The organism is Pseudomonas sp. NPDC087817, from assembly GCF_044742875.1.
Lineage (GTDB): Bacteria > Pseudomonadota > Gammaproteobacteria > Pseudomonadales > Pseudomonadaceae > Aquipseudomonas.
The window spans coordinates 1-18,487 of record NZ_JBIUVJ010000018.1; the positions used below are offsets into that span (position 1 = coordinate 1).

At 62.1% G+C, this 18,487-nt stretch carries 15 protein-coding genes; 11 read left to right on the top strand and 4 right to left on the bottom strand.

Going from position 1 to position 18,487, the window contains the following annotated elements; genetic code table 11:
• The coding region (gene ptsP, locus ACIONG_RS14495) for a phosphoenolpyruvate--protein phosphotransferase (protein ID WP_401300391.1) at positions 1-2,127 on the top strand (2,127 nt) is incomplete at its 5' end.
• 125 nt (positions 2,128-2,252) lie between these two features.
• Here the strand turns inward: ptsP and ACIONG_RS14500 are convergent.
• Entirely contained in the window at positions 2,253-2,999 is a 747-nt protein-coding gene (locus ACIONG_RS14500; RefSeq protein WP_401300394.1) for an NRDE family protein, read from the bottom strand.
• Between the two features lie 131 nt (positions 3,000-3,130).
• On the opposite strand from ACIONG_RS14500, the gene ACIONG_RS14505 reads away from it, so the two are divergent.
• The 3 genes from ACIONG_RS14505 (at position 3,131) to ACIONG_RS14515 (ending at position 5,830) form a co-directional block, all read left to right on the top strand.
• On the top strand, positions 3,131-3,913 hold the full coding sequence (locus ACIONG_RS14505; protein WP_103304352.1) for a sulfite exporter TauE/SafE family protein: 783 nt from the start codon (positions 3,131-3,133) through the stop codon (positions 3,911-3,913).
• 79 nt (positions 3,914-3,992) lie between these two features.
• Positions 3,993-4,808: a prolipoprotein diacylglyceryl transferase gene (gene lgt, locus ACIONG_RS14510; RefSeq protein ID WP_103304351.1), complete on the top strand. Its 816-nt coding sequence runs from the start codon at positions 3,993-3,995 to the stop codon at positions 4,806-4,808.
• 50 nt (positions 4,809-4,858) lie between these two features.
• Positions 4,859-5,830: a thymidylate synthase gene (locus ACIONG_RS14515; RefSeq protein ID WP_008088441.1), complete on the top strand. Its 972-nt coding sequence runs from the start codon at positions 4,859-4,861 to the stop codon at positions 5,828-5,830.
• A gap of 122 nt (positions 5,831-5,952) precedes the next feature.
• On the opposite strand, the gene cadR is transcribed toward ACIONG_RS14515, so the two are convergent.
• Positions 5,953-6,402 (bottom strand): Cd(II)/Pb(II)-responsive transcriptional regulator, encoded by a 450-nt coding sequence (gene cadR, locus ACIONG_RS14520; RefSeq protein WP_103304349.1) that lies wholly within the window; start codon positions 6,400-6,402, stop codon positions 5,953-5,955.
• Between the two features lie 84 nt (positions 6,403-6,486).
• On the opposite strand from cadR, the gene ACIONG_RS14525 reads away from it, so the two are divergent.
• The 7 genes from ACIONG_RS14525 (at position 6,487) to ACIONG_RS14555 (ending at position 15,592) form a co-directional block, all read left to right on the top strand.
• Entirely contained in the window at positions 6,487-8,796 is a 2,310-nt protein-coding gene (locus ACIONG_RS14525) for a heavy metal translocating P-type ATPase (protein ID WP_401300399.1), read from the top strand.
• A gap of 16 nt (positions 8,797-8,812) precedes the next feature.
• Complete coding sequence (locus tag ACIONG_RS14530; protein WP_401300535.1) at positions 8,813-9,676, top strand: LysR family transcriptional regulator; 864 nt, start codon at positions 8,813-8,815, stop codon at positions 9,674-9,676.
• 222 nt (positions 9,677-9,898) lie between these two features.
• Positions 9,899-10,975: a putative 2-aminoethylphosphonate ABC transporter ATP-binding protein gene (locus ACIONG_RS14535; RefSeq protein ID WP_315445110.1), complete on the top strand. Its 1,077-nt coding sequence runs from the start codon at positions 9,899-9,901 to the stop codon at positions 10,973-10,975.
• Positions 10,975-12,699, top strand: coding sequence for a putative 2-aminoethylphosphonate ABC transporter permease subunit (locus ACIONG_RS14540; RefSeq protein WP_401300402.1), 1,725 nt, complete (start codon positions 10,975-10,977; stop codon positions 12,697-12,699). Before ACIONG_RS14535 ends, ACIONG_RS14540 begins: the two co-directional genes overlap by 1 nt.
• Before the next feature lie 42 nt (positions 12,700-12,741).
• Positions 12,742-13,767: a putative 2-aminoethylphosphonate ABC transporter substrate-binding protein gene (locus ACIONG_RS14545; protein WP_213026869.1), complete on the top strand. Its 1,026-nt coding sequence runs from the start codon at positions 12,742-12,744 to the stop codon at positions 13,765-13,767.
• A 134-nt stretch (positions 13,768-13,901) separates the two neighbouring features.
• A complete protein-coding gene (locus ACIONG_RS14550) occupies positions 13,902-15,035 on the top strand; it encodes a TIGR03364 family FAD-dependent oxidoreductase (protein WP_401300406.1) in 1,134 nt (377 codons plus the stop codon).
• Positions 15,035-15,592 (top strand): phosphonate degradation HD-domain oxygenase, encoded by a 558-nt coding sequence (locus ACIONG_RS14555; RefSeq protein WP_401300409.1) that lies wholly within the window; start codon positions 15,035-15,037, stop codon positions 15,590-15,592. The genes ACIONG_RS14550 and ACIONG_RS14555 overlap by 1 nt, the downstream gene beginning before the upstream one ends.
• 129 nt (positions 15,593-15,721) lie before the next feature.
• Here the strand turns inward: ACIONG_RS14555 and ACIONG_RS14560 are convergent, their stop codons facing one another.
• Positions 15,722-17,098 carry a GTPase/DUF3482 domain-containing protein gene (locus ACIONG_RS14560; RefSeq protein ID WP_401300412.1) on the bottom strand — a complete coding sequence of 459 codons (1,377 nt, stop codon included), beginning with the start codon at positions 17,096-17,098 and terminating at the stop codon, positions 15,722-15,724.
• Entirely contained in the window at positions 17,091-18,470 is a 1,380-nt protein-coding gene (locus ACIONG_RS14565; RefSeq protein ID WP_401300415.1) for a DUF2868 domain-containing protein, read from the bottom strand. Before ACIONG_RS14565 ends, ACIONG_RS14560 begins: the two co-directional genes overlap by 8 nt.
• Positions 18,471-18,487: the final 17 nt, after the last annotated feature.

Genomic DNA, 18,487 nt, shown 5'->3' on the forward strand with positions numbered 1-18,487 from the left:
CTGATGGCCACCGAGGGCTTGAACAAGCGCTCGATCGGAAAGGTCCGCATGGCACCCAACGAAGGTCTGGTCGGTCTGGTCGGCACGCGTGAAGAACCCCTGAACCTCGAAAACGCCGCGGATCACCCGCGCTATCGCTACTTCGCCGAAACTGGCGAAGAGCGCTACGCCTCGTTCCTCGGTGCCCCGATCATTCACCACCGCCGCGTCGTCGGCGTGTTGGTCATCCAGCAAAAAGAACGTCGCCAGTTCGATGAAGGTGAAGAAGCCTTCCTCGTGACCATGAGCGCGCAGCTTGCCGGCGTTATCGCCCATGCCGAGGCTACCGGTTCGATCCGTGGCCTGGGCCGTCAGGGCAAGGGTATCCAGGAAGCCAAGTTCGTCGGCGTGCCGGGTTCGCCGGGTGCGGCGGTCGGTACTGCAGTTGTCATGCTGCCGCCCGCTGATCTGGACGTGGTGCCGGACAAGACCATCACCGACATCGACGCTGAGCTGGCGCTGTTCAAGACCGCCATCGAAGGCGTGCGCGCCGACATGCGTGCCTTGTCCGCCAAGCTTGCGACCCAGTTGCGCCCGGAAGAGCGCGCGCTGTTCGACGTCTACCTGATGATGCTCGACGATGCCTCGCTGGGCAGCGAAATCACCACCGTGATCAAGACCGGCCAGTGGGCGCAGGGCGCGCTGCGTCAGGTGGTCACCGAACACGTCAACCGTTTCGAATTGATGGACGACGCCTACCTGCGTGAGCGCGCCTCGGACGTCAAGGATCTCGGCCGCCGCCTGCTCGCCTACTTGCAGGAAGAGCGTCAGCAGAACCTGGTCTACCCGGAAAAAACCATTCTGGTCAGCGAAGAACTGACGCCGGCAATGCTCGGCGAGGTGCCGGAAGGCACGCTGGTCGGTCTGGTGTCGGTACTTGGTTCGGGTAACTCCCACGTCGCGATCCTCGCCCGGGCCATGGGCATTCCGACGGTGATGGGTCTGGTTGACCTGCCGTACGCCAAGGTCGACGGCATCGAAATGATCGTCGACGGCACACGTGGCGAGGTCTACACCAACCCGAGCGAAGTGCTGCGCAAGCAATTCGCCGAAGTCGTTGAAGAAGAGAAACAACTGGCGCTGGGCCTCGACACCCTGCGCGACCTGCCGTGCGTGACCCTCGATGGCCACCGCATGCCGCTGTGGGTCAACACCGGTTTGCTGGCCGATGTGGCGCGGGCGCAGAAGCGTGGCGCCGAAGGTGTCGGCCTGTACCGCACCGAAGTGCCGTTCATGATCAACCAGCGCTTCCCGAGCGAGAAGGAACAACTGGCGATCTATCGTGAACAGCTCGCCGCGTTCCACCCGCAACCGGTAACCATGCGTAGCCTCGACATCGGTGGTGACAAGTCGCTGTCGTACTTCCCGATCAAGGAAGACAACCCGTTCCTCGGCTGGCGCGGCATTCGCGTCACCCTCGACCACCCGGAAATCTTCCTGGTGCAGACCCGCGCAATGCTCAAGGCCAGCGAAGGCCTGAACAACCTGCGGATTCTGCTGCCGATGATCTCCGGCACTCATGAACTCGAAGAAGCCTTGCACCTGATCCACCGGGCCTGGGGCGAAGTGCGCGACGAAGGCACCGACGTGCCGATGCCGCCGATTGGCGTGATGATCGAGATTCCGGCGGCCGTGTACCAGACCAAGGAACTGGCGCGGATGGTCGACTTCCTGTCCGTCGGTTCCAACGACTTGACCCAGTATTTGCTGGCAGTCGACCGCAACAACCCGCGTGTGGCCGACCTCTACGACTACCTGCACCCGGCGGTGCTGCAAGCCCTGCAAACCGTGGTGCGTGATGCCCATGCCGAAGGTAAACCGGTGAGTATCTGCGGCGAGATGGCCGGTGATCCGGCGGCGGCAGTGCTGTTGATGGCGATGGGCTTCGACAGCCTGTCGATGAACGCCACCAACTTGCCGAAGGTGAAATGGATGTTGCGTCAGGTCAATCTGAGCAAGGCCAAGGATTTGTTGGCGGAGCTGATGACCATCGACAACCCGCAAGTTATCCACAGCTCGTTGCAACTGGCGCTGAAGAATCTTGGGTTGTCGAAGATCAATCCGCCGGCGGTCAACAAAGCTCTCTAAAAGGCTGCTGGCCCCATCGCTGGCAAGCCAGCTCCCACAAGGATCTTCAACGTTCACCGAATGTGTGAACACCCGAGAAACCTGTGGGAGCTGGCTTGCCAGCGATGGCGGCCTACCCTGCAACGCTAAACCAAAACCTCTACCTCACCCAAATGCCCGCCATACGGCCCGAAACTCCGCTCTACCATCCGCCGCGTACCGTCCGCCTGAACCACCAGCGCCGTACTCGCCCGCGTCCCGTAACTCTGGCTGGCAATAAATACACTCGATAACAATGACTCCGTCGCCAGACCCACCCCGGTATCCGGCAACTCGGCAAACGGCGCGGTCTGCGCATCGCCCAGCAGCTCCAGCAACCGCCCAGGCTGCGGATCCTCCAGCACCGCGCTCAACGCTGCCTTGGCCTTGAGCAACTTCGGCCACGGCGTATCCAGCCCGGCATTCGACAGACCGTAAACACCGGGCTCCAGCATCACCGGCTCCGACATCCGCGCATTGAAGTGCCACAGTTCATGGCTGTTGCCGAGCAGCAGATTGAACCCGGCATATTCCGGCGCACGTCCGACCACATCGTTCAAATAATCATCAATCGACGCATCACCCGTCAGAAACCGCGCCACCAACTCGCCCCGTGACTTGCGGGCCGGCGGCTGATGCGGATCGCGAATATTGGTCAGTGCGGCAAAGCGGCCACTGGCGCCAATCCCCAGCCAGGTCCCGCCAGCCTCCAGATCACGCCCGGCATGCACCTGCGGCGCCTCCGGCCATTGCGCCAGCGGCAGGCTTGGCCGGGCATAGAATTCGTCACGGTTGGCCGCGACGATCAGCGGTTGGGCATGGCCCGGGCGCCAGGCGAAAACAATCAGGCACATAAGGTGGTCCTTGTGTGTTTTTTGCTCACTCTACGCATCCAGCGTCCGTGCATCCATCGCAAGTGGAGCAGGAGGCCATGCATCCGTTACCATGCCGCTCCGGTTTTGGCGATGCGCCTTGGGAGACGGTCATGGAATTTCTGCTCTATCTGGCGCTGGGCGCCTGTGCGGGCGTACTGGCCGGGCTGTTCGGAGTGGGTGGCGGGATCATCATCGTCCCGGTGCTGGTGTTCAGTTTCACCCTGCAAGGCTTTGACCAGTCGATCCTGACGCATCTGGCGGTGGGTACGTCGCTGGCAACGATCATTTTCACCTCGGTCAACGCTGTGCGTGAACATCATCGGCGTGGTGCGGTGCGCTGGCCGATCTTCATGTGGATGGCGGTGGGCATTTTGCTCGGTGCCGGTTTCGGTGCGCTGACCGCTGAAGCGATCTCGGGGCCAAACCTGCAAAAAATCATCGGTGTGTTCGCCCTGGTGATTTCCGTGCAACTGGCGCTGGATATCAAACCCAAGGCCAGCCGAACCGTGCCGGGCAAACTCGGTCTGACCGTGGCCGGCAGTGTGATTGGTTGGGCCTCGGCGATATTTGGCGTCGGTGGCGGTTCGCTCACCGTTCCGTTTTTGACCTGGCGCAGTGTGCCGATGCAGCAAGCCGTGGCGACTTCATCAGCCTGTGGCCTGCCGATCGCTCTGGTCAGTGCATTAAGTTTCATGATTCTGGGCTGGCATGATCCGTTGCTGCCAGCCCATAGTCTCGGTTTTGTTTATTTGCCGGCGTTGTTGGGCATCGCCCTGACCAGCATGGTCTTCGCCCGCATCGGCGCGCGTTTGGCACATCGATTGTCGCCGCGCTTGCTGAAACGGCTGTTCGCCGCTTTGCTGTTCAGCGTGGGTTTGAGCTTTCTGCTTTAACCGCGCCGCAATCCTGACTTAATCCTGAGGTGGCAGCGTCGCCCGGGAATTTTGGTTTCAACTCTAACGAGGAGTCGCAATGCTGCCTTACCCGCAGATCGACCCGGTGGCCCTGGCCATCGGTCCGCTGAAAATCCACTGGTACGGTCTGATGTACCTGATCGGCATCGGCGGTGCGTGGCTGCTGGCGTCGCGCCGGCTCAACCGCTTCGACCCGACCTGGTCCAAGGAGAAGCTCTCCGATCTGATCTTCTGGCTGTCGATGGGCGTGATTGTCGGCGGGCGTCTGGGCTATGTGCTGTTCTACGACCTGAGCGCTTACCTGGCCAACCCGACGCTGATTTTCGAAGTGTGGAAGGGCGGCATGTCGTTCCACGGCGGCTTTATCGGGGTGATGCTCGCGGCCCTTTGGTTCGGCAAGCGTAACGGCAAGTCGTTCTTCCAGTTGATGGACTTCGTCGCGCCTATGGTGCCGATCGGTCTGGGTGCCGGGCGTATCGGCAACTTCATCAACGCCGAGTTGTGGGGCAAGGCCACCGACGTGCCGTGGGCCATGGTCTTCCCGCCGTTCAGCGATCCGGCGCAACTGCCGCGTCACCCCTCGCAGCTGTATCAGTTCGCCCTCGAAGGCGTGGCGCTGTTCCTGATCCTGTGGATTTTCTCGCGTAAACCGCGCCCAACCATGGCCGTTTCCGGCATGTTCGCGCTTTTTTACGGCATCTTCCGTTTCATCGTCGAGTTCGTCCGCGTCCCGGATGCGCAACTGGGCTATCTGGCCTGGAACTGGCTGACGATGGGGCAGGTGCTGTGCGTGCCGATGATCATCGGCGGGCTGTTCCTGATCTGGCTGGCCTATCGTCGCGCGCCGGCAGCACCGCTCGCTCCGACGGCTTAAACTACGAACCCCGGCGCGCGACGCCGGGGCTCCAAGGACACAGGTAACTCATGAAGCAATATCTCGAACTGGTCTCGCACGTCATCCAGAATGGCACCAAACAGGCCAACCGCACCGGCATCAACACCATCAGCTTTCCCGGTGCGATGCTGCGTTTCGATCTGCAGGAAGGTTTCCCGGCGATCACCACCCGCAAGATGGCCTTCAAGTCGGCCATCGGCGAGATGTGCGGATTTCTGCGTGGCGTCAACAACGCCGCTGAATTCCGTGCGCTGGGCTGCAAGGTCTGGGACCAGAACGCCAACGAAAATGCGCAGTGGCTGGCCAACCCGTTCCGTCAGGGCGACGACGACCTCGGCGAAATCTACGGCGTGCAATGGCGCAAATGGCCGGCGTACAAACAGATCCCGCTCAGCAACACCGCCGCCATCGAACAAACCTTGAGCAACGGCTACAAGCAAATCGCCCAAGGCGAAGAAGACGGCCAGGCCTACGTGGTGCTGTACAAAGCCATCGACCAGGTGCGCCAGTGCGTCGATACGATCATCAAGGATCCGGGCAGCCGTCGCATTCTGTTCCACGGCTGGAACGTCGCCCAGCTCGATGAAATGGCCCTGCCGCCATGCCATCTGCTGTACCAGTTCCATCCGAATGTCGAGACCAAGGAAATCTCCCTGACCCTCTACATCCGTTCGAACGATCTGGGTCTGGGCACACCGTTCAACCTCACCGAAGGCGCCGCGCTGCTGAGCCTGATCGGTCGCCTGACCGGCTACACGCCGCGCTGGTTCACCTATTTCATCGGTGATGCGCACGTCTACGAGAACCATCTGGACATGCTCAACGAACAGCTCAAGCGCGAGCCGTTCGCCATGCCGAAACTGAAGATCTCCGACCGCGTGCCGGAGTTTGCCAAGACCGGTGTATATCAGCCGGAATGGCTGGAGCTGGTGGAGCCGAGCGATTTCTCGCTGGAAGGTTATGAGCACCACGCGCCAATGACTGCGCCGATGGCGGTCTGAAGGCTTGCCAATAAACCTGTGGGAGCTGGCTTGCCAGCGATGACGGCGGCACATTCAACATTGATGTGTCTGTAAAACCGCTATCGCTGGCAAGCCAGCTCCCACAGGGATACTCGGTGTTCTTAATGGCCGTGGCTGCGGCCCACGTGGGAGTGTTCGATTTCCGTCGCAACAACCCCGCCACTCACTTCCAGCCGCTGCAAAATCCCGCATTGCTCCGCCCCCGGCCCTTCGCCACAGCGTTGGCGCAGGTCGAGCAGTTGTGTCTGCAACGCCAGCAACCCATCAATCCGCGCTTTCACATGCTGGATATGCTCATCGATCAGGGTATTAACGCTCTCACACTGATCCTGCGGGCTGTCACGCATCGCCAGCAGGCTGCGGATCTCTTCGAGCGTCATGTCGAGGGTGCGGCAGTTGCGGATGAAGGTCAGGCGTTCGGCGTGGGCCTGGGTGTAGACGCGGTAGTTGCCGTCACTGCGCGCAGGTTCCGGCAGCAGGTTTTCGCGCTCGTAGTAGCGGATGGTTTCCACGGCGCAGTCGGTGAGTTTGGCCAGTTCTCCGATCTTCATGACGGCAATCTCCAAAAGGGTGCTTGACCCTATAGTGGCTACAGGGTCTTTACTTGGCAACAGGCACCTTCATGGACGCGACCAATGAGCGATTCCCAGCACACCCACAAGCCCGGCGACGGGCACGATCACAGTCATAAATTGCAGCCTGTGCATAAGCATTCCCATGGCGGCGATGCTTGCTGCGGGTCGAAAGTCGCAGCACCGGCACCGGTTCATGCGCACGAGGACTCCTGCTGCTCGTCGGAAGCCGCCGCGCCTGCGCTGGTGCAACTGAGCGAAAAGACCAGCGCCGATGCGCGGTTGAGCAGTTTCCGCATCGAGGCGATGGACTGTCCGACCGAGCAGACGCTGATCCAGAACAAACTCGGCAAACTGGCCGGCGTCGAGCAGTTGGAGTTCAACCTGATCAACCGTGTGCTCGGCGTGACTCACACGCTGCCGGGCACCGAGCCCATCACCGAGGCGATCAAGTCCCTCGGCATGCACGCCGAGCCGTTGGAAGCGGGCGTCGAAGCGCCGGCACCTGCGGCAGTGAAAAAACACTGGTGGCCACTGGCACTGTCCGGTGTCGGTGCACTGGCTGCCGAAGTCATCCACTTCACCAACGCCGCGCCGACCTGGGTGGTGGCGATCATTGCGCTGGTGTCGATCCTCAGCGGTGGCCTGACCACCTATAAAAAGGGCTGGATCGCCCTGAAGAACCTTAATCTCAACATCAATGCGCTGATGAGCATTGCGGTGACCGGTGCCATCCTCATCGGTCAGTGGCCGGAAGCGGCGATGGTGATGTTCCTGTTCACCGTGGCCGAGTTGATCGAAGCGCGCTCGCTGGACCGTGCGCGTAATGCAATCGGTGGCCTGATGCAGATGACGCCCGAGCAGGCGACCGTGCAGCAGGCTGACGGTGTTTGGCTTGAGCAGGATGTGAAAATCGTCGAACTGGGTGCCATTGTGCGGGTAAAACCCGGTGAGCGCATCGCGCTGGATGGCGAAGTGGTCAGCGGCAGCTCGACCATCGACCAGGCGCCGATTACCGGTGAAAGCCTGCCGGTGGAAAAAACTGTGGGCGACAAAGTCTTCGCCGGCACCATCAACCAGGCCGGCTCGCTGGAATATACGGTGACTGCGGCGGCGAATAACTCGACGCTGGCGCGAATCATCCACGCCGTCGAGCAAGCCCAAGGCGCGCGCGCCCCGACCCAACGCTTCGTCGATCAATTCTCGAAAATCTACACCCCCGTGGTGTTCGTTCTGGCGCTGGCCGTGGCGATCATCCCGCCGCTGTTCATGGGCGCGGTGTGGTTCGACTGGATCTACCGCGCGCTGGTGCTGCTGGTGGTGGCTTGCCCGTGTGCGCTGGTGATTTCCACCCCGGTGACCATCGTCAGCGGCCTCGCGGCGGCGGCGCGCAAAGGCATTCTGGTCAAGGGCGGTGTGTACCTGGAGGGCGGTTTCAAGCTCGACTATCTGGCGCTGGATAAAACCGGGACGATCACCCACGGCAAACCGGTGCAGACCGATTACCTATCCCTTGATCCAACCGCCGACGCCACGGCCCCGGCAATTGCTGCTGCGTTGGCCGGGCGCTCCGATCACCCGGTGTCGCTGGCCATCGCCAATGCGGCTGTGGATAAAAACTTCGCGGCGCTGAGTGTGGATAACTTCGAAGCGCTGGCCGGGCGTGGTGTCAAAGGTGAAATTGGCGGTAAGACCTACCACTTGGGCAACCACCGTCTGGTGGAAGAGCTGGGCCTGTGCTCGCCGCAACTGGAAGAAAAGCTGTTCGCGCTGGAGAAGCAGGGCAAGTCGGTGGTGCTGCTGCTCGACAGCTCCGGCCCGTTGGCGCTGTTTGCCGTGGCCGACACGGTCAAGGAAACCAGCCGCGAAGCGATCCGCCAGTTGCACGCACTGGGCGTGAAAACCTTGATGCTCACCGGCGATAACGTACACACCGCGCAGGCGATTGCCGTTCAGGTCGGCATCGATCAGGCCAAGGGCGACTTGTTGCCAACTGACAAACTGCAAGCCATCGAAGAGCTTTACGGTAAAGGTCATCGCGTCGGCATGGTCGGCGACGGCATCAACGACGCCCCGGCACTGGCCCGTGCCGAGATCGGTTTTGCCATGGCCGCAGCGGGTACCGACACCGCGATCGAAACCGCCGATGTCGCCCTGATGGACGACGATCTGCGCAAGATCCCGGCGTTCATCAGCCTGTCGCGCAACACCGCAAGCATCCTGAAACAGAACATCGCGTTGGCACTGGTGATCAAAGCTATCTTTCTTGGGGTAACCTTCGCCGGGCTCGCCACCATGTGGATGGCTGTGTTCGCCGACATGGGCGTGAGCCTGTTGGTGGTGTTCAACGGTTTGCGCCTGCTGCGCAAGTAAACGATGAGGGATGGTTGTGCTGAGTGCCGAGCTGAAAGCGTTTTACATGGTCGCCCGCTTGGGCAGCATTACGCTGGCGGCGAAAAAGCTCGGCCTCAGCCAACCGACCGTGACCACGCAGATCCGCAATCTGGAAAGTCAGTATTCGGTGGAACTGTTCTACCGTGGCGGTCGACGCTTGAGTGTCAGCGACGAAGGCGCGCGGTTGCTGCCGATGGTCAAGGCACTGCTGCAGCAGGAAGCCGATATCGAGTTCTTCCTGCGCAACAGCGGTCAGGTGCAAGGCACGCTACGCATCGCCGCCACCGCGCCGTATTACATTCTTGATCTGGTGAAGACCTTCCGCGAGCGTCTACCGCAGGTGGAAGTGTCGGTGGAAATCGGCAACTCGCAGCAGGTGCTCGAAGCGCTGGAGGATTACCGGGTGGATGTGGCTGCTTCGTCGCAGTTGCTTGAGGATGCGCGCCTGATTCGCCGGGTGCTGGGCACAGATCCGCTGGTGCTGGCGGTGCATCGCAATCATCCGCTGGCGGCGCAGGAGCATGTGACATTGAGCGCACTGGCCGGGCATACCTTGCTGATGCGTGAGACTGGCTCGACCACGCGGCGATTGACTGAAGAGTTACTGGCCAGCGCGGGCGTGAGTTTTGGGCCACTGCTGGAGATTGGCAGCCGTGAGTCGATCCGTGAGGCGGTGTTGCGCAACATCGGCATTAGCATCATTGCCCGGCAGGAAGTGCCGCATGATCCGCAGTTGCGCGTGTTGACGATCGAGAATGCGCCGCAGATTCCCGAGTATCTGTATTGCCTCAAGGAACGCAAGAATGCGCGACTGCCAGCGGCGTTCCTCGGCCTGGCCCAAGAGATGTCCCCGGCGTAATGATCGTTCCCACGCTCCGCGTGGGAACGCAGCCCGGGACGCTCTGCGTCCCAACAGCCGAACGCGGAGCGTCCGATGAGGCATTCCCACGCAGAGCGTGGGAACGATCTCTGGTGAACCAAAATCCCCGAATACCGCTATCGGCCGTTTTTGCCTTACTGCCACATGACCGACGCATTACAACTCTAGGATGGGCCCCATCTGCTTGATGAGGTCTGTCCCATGAATCCTGCCATCGCAACCACCCTGACCAACCCCGGCGCACCCATGAAAGTGCGCGGCGTGCAGAAGCGCTTCGGCGCGTTCACCGCGCTGGATAACGTTTCCCTGGATGTCGCCGCCGGTGAACTGGTGTGCCTGCTCGGCCCGTCGGGCTGCGGCAAGACCACGCTGCTGCGCTGCATCGCCGGGCTGGAAAAACAGGACAGCGGCGAGTTGTACCTCGGTGACCGCGACGTCTCGCACCTTGCGCCACAAGCCCGGGACTACGGCATTCTGTTCCAGTCCTACGCGCTGTTTCCCAATCTGACGGTCGAAGCGAACATTGCCTACGGCCTCGCCGGCAGCGGTCGCGACGAAGTGCGCCGTCGCGTCGGGCAGATGCTGGAACTGGTCGGCCTCACCGGCAGTGAGAAAAAATACCCCGGCCAATTGTCCGGCGGCCAGCAGCAACGGGTGGCACTGGCGCGCGCTCTGGCCCCGGCACCGTCGCTGCTGTTGCTCGATGAGCCGATGTCGGCGCTGGACGCCCGAGTGCGCGAGCATCTGTGCACCGAACTGCGCCAGCTGCAACGCAACCTCGGCATTACCACCCTGATGGTCACGCACAATCAGGACGAAGCCATGCTGATGGCCGACCGCATTGCCGTGATGAACAACGGCCGCGTCGAGCAATACGCCACCCCGCAGGAAATCTACAACCGCCCGGCCACGCCGTTCGTGGCCGAGTTTGTCGGCCAGGGTAACTGGCTGCCGTTCCAGCGCAGCAGCGACAGCCACGCGCGGGTTGGCGGAATGAATGTGCGTCTGGCCGACGGCAGCGTGAGCGGCGCCTCGGGGCGACTGTTCTGCCGCCCGGAAGCGATCAACGTCAATCCGCTGGTGCATGAAGAAAACCTGTTCCCGGCCAAAGTCCGTGAGATCACCTTCCTCGGCAATCGCTGCCGCATGAGCTTCGAACTCGATCAACTGCCGGGCCACGCGCTGCTCGCTGAACTGGCCCCGGAAGCCATGCCGCGCCTTGGCGCGCAGCAGATCATGGTCGCCTTGCCGCCGCGCAGCCTGCAGGTATTTGCCTGATGAACAGCAACCTCGCGCTGCTGCTACCGCACAAGCAGGTGCGACAGTCCTCGAAAGCCGAGATTGGCGACCGCATCTTTGTAGTCGGCGGCAAAGTCCTCTTGCTGCTTTTGCTCGGTGTCGCGGTGCTGTTGCCGCTGCTGGCGATCTTCTGGCGTGGCTTCAGTAGCGAGGCCGGGCAGGGCGGTGGCTGGCTCGCCGCCAAGGAGCTGGTGACCAGCGACAATTTCCACTGGTTGCTCGGTAACAGCCTGAAAGTTTCCCTCAGCGTGGCGGCCATCGTCGTACCGCTGGCCTACCTGTTTGCCTACGCTTTGCAACGCACGCTGATTCCGGCCAAGGGCATCTGGCGCGGGATTTCCCTGCTGCCGTTGATGGCGCCGTCGATGTTGCCGGGGATTGCGCTGGTCTACCTGTTCGGCAATCAGGGCATGTTGCGCGGCTTGCTCTCGGACAACATCTACGGGTTCTGGGGGATTGTGCTGGGCGAGGTGATCTACACCTTTCCCCATGCGCTGATGATTTTGCTGTCGGCGCTGTCGCTGGCCGATGCGCGCCTGTTCGATGCCGCATCGAGCATGGGCGCCAGTCCTGCCAAAGCGTTCCGTAGCATCACTTGGCCGGCGACCCGTCAGGCGGTGTTCGCCGCGTTCTGTCTGGTGTTCACCCTGACCATCACCGATTTCGGCGTGCCGGTGGTGGTTGGTGGCGACTACCAAGTGCTGGCGCTGGAAGCCTACAAAGCCGTGGTCGGCCAGCAGCAGTTCGGTCGCGGGGCGTTGATCGGCATGGTGCTGTTGTTGCCGGCGCTGTTCAGCTTCGGCGTCGATGCCTGGTTGCGCCGCCGGCATGGCGATTCCATGAGCGGCCGTGCGCAGGTGTTCAAACCGGCGCCATCGAAACTGCGCGATGGCTGCTATCTGGCGATTGTTTTGCTGATCAGCGCCGCGTTGATTCTGGTGTTCGGCATGGCAGTGTTCTCGTCGCTGGTGAAGTTCTGGCCGTACAACCTGTCGCTGTCACTCAACCATTACCAGTTCAATGAAACCGCCGGCGGTGGCTGGCTGGCCTACAGCAACAGTTTGAAGATGGCGCTAGGTACGGCGTTGATCGGCAGCGTGCTGATTTTCACTGGCGCCTATCTGATGGAGAAAACCCGCAGCCAGCGCGGCCTCAACCTGACGTTGCGCATGCTCAGTTTCATCCCGATGGCGGTGCCGGGGCTGGTGCTTGGACTGGGTTACGTTTTCTTCTTCAACCTCACCGGCAACCCGCTGCACGTGCTGTACGGGACGATGACGCTGCTGATCGTCTGCACCATTGCTCACTATTTGACCACCGCACAAATGACCGCGACCACCGCGCTGCGCCAACTTGACGCCGAGTTCGAAGCCGCCGCGCTGTCGCTCAAAGCGCCGCTGTACCGCCACTACCTGCGTGTCACCGTGCCGATCTGCCTGCCGGCGTTGCTGGACATCGTGCGCTACCTGTTCGTCTCGGCGATGACCACGGTGTCGGCGGCGATTTTCCTCTACAGCCCCGACACCATCCTCGCGGCGGTGGCGGTGCTGAACATGGATGACGCCGGCAACGTCGGCGGCGCGGCGGCGATGTCGACCCTGATTCTGTTCACCTCGGCGGGCGTGTCCTTGCTGCTGGCGTGGGCTTCGCGCGGCTTGCTGCGCCGTTCCCAGGCCTGGCGGCAAACCGCGCCCGGTCACTGATTTTTCCCGTAACCCTCAACTCCAAAAGACAGGAAAACGATCATGTTCAAGCCTATGGCCCTGGCCGCTGCTGTGCTCGCGACTTTCAGCCTGAATGCCTTCGCGGCAAAAACCGAGTTGACGGTGTACACCGCCCTCGAAGCCGAACAACTGAAGACCTACAAAGAGGCCTTCGAAAAGGCCAACCCGGACGTCGAAATCAAATGGGTACGCGATTCCACCGGGATCATCACCGCCAAACTGCTGGCCGAAAAGGCCCGTCCGCAGGCTGATGCGGTGTGGGGCCTCGCGGCTTCCAGCCTGGCGATCCTCGATCAGCAGGGCATGCTGCAAAGCTACGCGCCGAAGGATCTGGGCAAGATCGGCGCGAACTACCGCGACGCTGCCAACCCGCCCGCCTGGGTCGGCATGGACGTGTGGGCCGCAACCATTTGCTTCAACACTGTCGAAGCCGAAAAGCAGGGCTTGAGCAAACCGGTGAGCTGGCAGGACCTGACCAAGCCTGAGTACAAAGGCAAGATCGTCATGCCCAACCCGGCGTCGTCCGGCACCGGTTTCCTCGACGTCAGCGCTTGGCTGCAAACCTTCGGCGAGAAGCAGGGCTGGGCCTACATGGATGGTCTGCACCAGAACATCGGCCAGTACGTTCACTCCGGTTCCAAGCCGTGCAAACTGGCGGCGGCGGGCGAATTCCCTATCGGCATTTCCTTCGAATACCCGGCCGTACAGTTGAAGCGCCAGGGCGCGCCGCTGGACATCATCCTGCCGAAGGAAGGCCTGGGCTGGGAGATCGAAGCGACCGCCGTGATCAAAGGCACGCCGCATGAAGACGCGGCGAAGAAACTCGCGGACTTCTCCGCCAGCGCCGAGGCGATGGACCTGTACAAGGAGAACTTCGCGGTTCTTGCACAGCCGGGCATCGCCAAGCCGCAGACCGAACTGCCGGCCGATTACGAGCAGCGCTTGATCAAGAACGACTTTGCCTGGGCCTCGAAGAATCGCGACGAGATCCTCACCGAGTGGCGCAAGCGCTATGACGGCAAGTCCGAGAAAGTCGCCGCCAAGTAAGATTTTTATCGACTGACAGGGCCTCATCGCTGGCAAGCCAGCTCCCACACTGGACCGCGTCCGTCTGGACAACTCGGTCAACTGTGGGAGCTGGCTTGCCAGCGATAGCGGTCTCGCATTCAGAGCATCTCTAAATGACACACCACAAAGATCTGCTCATCGTAGGCGCCGGCATTCTCGGCCTGTCCCACGCCTACGCCGCCGCCAAACGCGGCCTCAAAGTCGCCGTTTTCGAACGCACTGCCACGCCCCTCGGCGCCTCGGTGCGCAACTTCGGTCAGGCGCTGGTCACTGGTCAGCCGCCAGGCCAAATGCTCGAACTGGCCAAGGCCAGCCGCGAGATCTGGGGCGACTGGGCAAAACTCGCCGGCCTGCAAATCAAGCGCAACGGCTCGTACCTGTTCGCCCGCACTGAAGCCGAAGAGCATCTGCTCGAAGCCTTCTGCGCCGGTCGCGCCGTCGAGCACGGTTACAACGTCGACCTACTGCGCGGCGCGGCACTGCGCGATTTGTACAACGGCCAGTTCAGCCATCACCGCGCCGCTCTGCACGGGATGGACGATCAACAGTTGTACTCGCGCGAAGCGATTCCGGCGCTGATCGACTACCTGCGCCGCGACCTCGGCGTCGAATTCCACTTCTCCACGCTGGTGCGCGATGTCGAGCCGGGGCACCTGCAAAGCACTGTCGGCCGTTTCAGCGCCAAGCAGATCATTGTCTGCTCCGGCCACGACTATCAGACCTTGCTGGCCGAGCCGATTGCCACGCTCGATCCGCAGATCTGCCGTCTGCAAATGCTCCGCGCAAAACCGCAGATCGAGCTGAATCTGCAACACGCCTTGCTCACCGGCCTGAGCTGCGTGCACTACGGCGCCTTTGCCGACCTGCCGGAAGCGGCGGCGGTGCAGGCGCAGATCCTTCGGGAGCAACCGCACCTGCATGAAAACGGTATCCACCTGCTGATCAGTCCGACGCCGTACGGCGAGTTGATCATCGGCGACTCGCACCATTACGGCAGCGATCCATCGCCATTCAACGCCGAGCACGTGGACGACTGGATGATCGAACTGGCTGAGCAGACGCTGGGCTGCAAGGTGCAAGTGGTCGAGCGCTGGCAGGGCGTCTATGGTTCCCGGGGGCCTGGGCCGTTTTCGTTTTTGCGCCCGGCTCCGGGGTTAAGTGTGGCGCTGATGCACACGGGCGTCGGCATGAGCGTCGGCCCGGCGATGGCCGAGTGCAACGTGGCGCAGTTGCTGGAGGAGGTTTGATGGCAGATCACGCGCAAGTCGTTGACCGGGTATTCGCGCTGTATGAATGCTTCGGCAGCAGCGATTACATCGGTGAGCCGGTATCGCAGATCGAGCACATGTCTCAGGCAGCGCAGTTGGCGATGGCTGAAGGCTTTGATGATGAAGTGGTGCTCGCCGCGTTCTTCCACGACATCGGCCATTTGTGTGCCGAAGGTGCACAGAGCATGGGCGGCTATGGGGTGGTCAGCCATGAACGGTTGGGCGCGGATTATTTGCGTGAGGCCGGCTTCAGCGAGCGGTTGGCACGGTTGGTGGAATATCACGTGCAGGCCAAGCGGTATCTGACCTTACGCGAGCCGGGGTATTTCGAGCGTTTGAGTGAAGCGAGTCGGCGGACGCTGGAATATCAGGGCGGGGTGATGACCGAGGCCGAGGCGGATGCGTTTGAGCGCGATCCGCTGTGTGCGGTCAGTCTGCGGATGCGGCAGTGGGATGAGCTGGCCAAGGAAACGGCGGTGCCGGTGATGGATCTTGGGGTTTTGAAGGACAAAGCGGCGCGACTTTTGGCTGCTTGAGGCGTTAGACCGAGGTGCGGCTATCGCTGGCAAGCCAGCTCACACAGGGATCGATGGTGTTCACACAATATGTGTTCCACCTCGGACACTGTGGGAGCTGGCTTGCCAGCGAAGGGGCCAGGTCAGGCGCTAGAGCTCTTTGGCCAAAGACTCAATCTGCTCCTGCCGCTCCGCCTGATTCAATTTCGCCTGCGGATTGAGCGAGGACCATTGCGGATGCGCCCGCGCCTTGCTCAGCGCCTCGGGCAACTTGCCCTCACGCCAGGTCTTGTCCTGCGGCGTCGCCACCTGAACCGCGTCCATCGCCGCATGCCCACGCTGATCCAGCGCCAGCAACAACTGCCGCTGGCGCAACGCCAATAACCGCAGCACCCCGTCATCCACCGTCAATTCCCGCTGGCCTTTGATCTTGCCGAGCAAGCGACTGCCATAACTGCGCGCCGTTTGCAGCGCACCGCCAGCAATCGCGCCAGCCAACGCCGCTGCGCCGAGAGTAATTCCGCCGACCAGCAAATCGACGCCAGCCCCCGCCGCCGCGCCTGCGGCGATGCCGCCACCGACCCGCACACCGAGTTGCTTGAGGGTTTCCGGATTGAACAGGTCATCGCCCCAACGCCCATCCAGCAGAGGTAAATCACTCGCCGCCGCATCCTGCGGGCGAAACGCATAGAGCTTGAGCAGCGCTTCGACGCATTTCTGTTCGCGCTGACGCACGGCTTTGCGCAGCTCGCTGATGGCTTGCTGTTCCTGCTCGGCTTCACTGACCACACTGCGTCGACACGCGGCGCAGTCGATCAGCAATTCGGAGATCAGGCGCGCCGCACTTTGCTGGCGGGCGAGGCGCTGGGCTTGCTGATCAGCGATCAACCGTTCCAGTTGCGGTCGCGCCGTTTCCAGCAATAACGCCAGACTCTCGTACAGCCGCCGCTCGCCATCCTCCGGCGGCGCGACGCTGTCGAAACGCACCAATGCGTGCAATCCGAGCCGCGCCAATGCTTCACGCCAATCCGGCTCGCGATGATTGGCGCTGCTGACGAAATTCAGCACCGGCAGCAGCGGTTTACCGCAACTGGCGAGCACTTCCAGTTCATCGCGATACTTGGCCAACACCGGCTCGCGGGCGTCGATGACATACAAACCGGCGTCGGAGGCGAGCAGTTGCCGCAGCACCTTGGCTTCCTGTTCGAAACGCTGACGCGCCTCGCTGCCGTCGAGAAACCGCGCCAGCCGCGCCGGGCCGTCGAGGCGTTCGCCGGGGCGTTCCAGGCGTTCGAGAAAATCCAGCAGGGCGATGGCGTCTTCCAGCCCCGGCGTGTCGTAGAGGTCGAGCAACGGTTCGCCGTCCACCGACAACCGCGCGCCTTCGACATGGCGGGTGGTGCTTGGGCGATGGGAGACCTCGCCGAAGCCGACATCACGAGTCAGCGTACGCAACAGTGAGGTCTTGCCGACGTTGGTGTGGCCGACCACCGCGAGTTTTAGCGGCGCTTTCCAGGTATCAGTCATGACCCGTCTCCAGCCAGTTCAGCGGTGCGCAATCGGCGAAGGGCAACTCCAGTTGTTGCAGCGCAATGTGCCAGTCACCGAGGCGTTCAGCGTCCAGCGCTTCGCCGGGTGGCGCTTGCAGCAGCCAGACCCGGGTTTCGCCCGCACTGCGTGCCAGTTCGGCGATCAAGGCGAGGCTGCCGCGATCCGGCGAACGTCGTGGATCACAGGCGATGGCCAGACGTGCCGGGGGGAAGCGGCTCAGTTGTTCGAGGAGTTTGTTGCGCGATTCGCGGCTGTCGAGGATGCCGGCGTTGCTGACGCTTTTCGGCAGGGCGGGCGGCCATGGGCGTTGCTCATCGAGTTCGATGGCGACCATCAGCGCGCCTTCGCTGGCGAGTTCACCCACGCCGCTTTCGACGCGATGCATCTGCGCAGGCTCCGGGTCGTTGACGCCGAGGCGTTCGCTGGTGGGCATCAGGCGTTCGCGCAGTTGCGCGTAGCCGGGCAGGTTCAGGTCCAGATGCAAGCGGTCACGTCCCCGTTTCCAGCGCCAGCGGCAGAACAGCATCAATATCAGACGCGGCAAGACCCCATAAATCAGCACCGCGCCCACCAGCCAGATGGCCCACCACTGGCGAACCAACGCACGGTTGTAGTCGGTGTCCAGGGTCACGCGAATCATGTCGACGCGCGGCGCACTCCAACCCAAGGCATGGGGAATGACCGTCAACGCATCCGTCAGGGCGGCGAAGAAGTCGGCGCCTAACAGCGTGCTTTCCCAAATGAAGTCATAGCGCCGGGCAGCCATCATCAACACCAGCATGCTCAAAGCGCTGAGCATGATCAGCAGCCACAGGCCATTGACCAGCGTGCCGATCGCCCAGCGATTGAGTTTTTGGCGTTGCAACAAGACGAGCAACGCTGGGGGCAACTGCGCGGCTTTAGCGTCACGGGCGAATTTTTCGCTGAGCCAAAGCCAGAGCCGGCCGAGTGCTGCGCCATGTTCCCCGGCAAACAACAGTCCCAGCGCCCAACTCAACAGCAAAATCAGATTCACCCCGAGCAACGTACCCAGCGCCCAGAAAATATTCACCGGTCGCGTGCCGTCACCCAGCGTGGAAAACGCCATGCCGGCGCCGGTCACGCAGGCCAGCACCGCCATTAACAGCAGTGCCAGACGCGCGCCTTGCAGCCAGTGTTTGAGTGCAGACGTCAGCCCGTCACGTTCAGCCAGCCACAGCGCACGGCGCTGAATCCGGCTCGGCAGATCGCCGCCGGCCGCGCGGGCCAGGCGATTGGCTTCCAGATCATCCAGGGGACCTGCGTGTTCTTCGCGCAGGCGCACGGTTTCGGTCAACCAGAGGTTTTGCAGTGGAGTCAGTTGTGTCACGCGGCATCCCGTCGCTC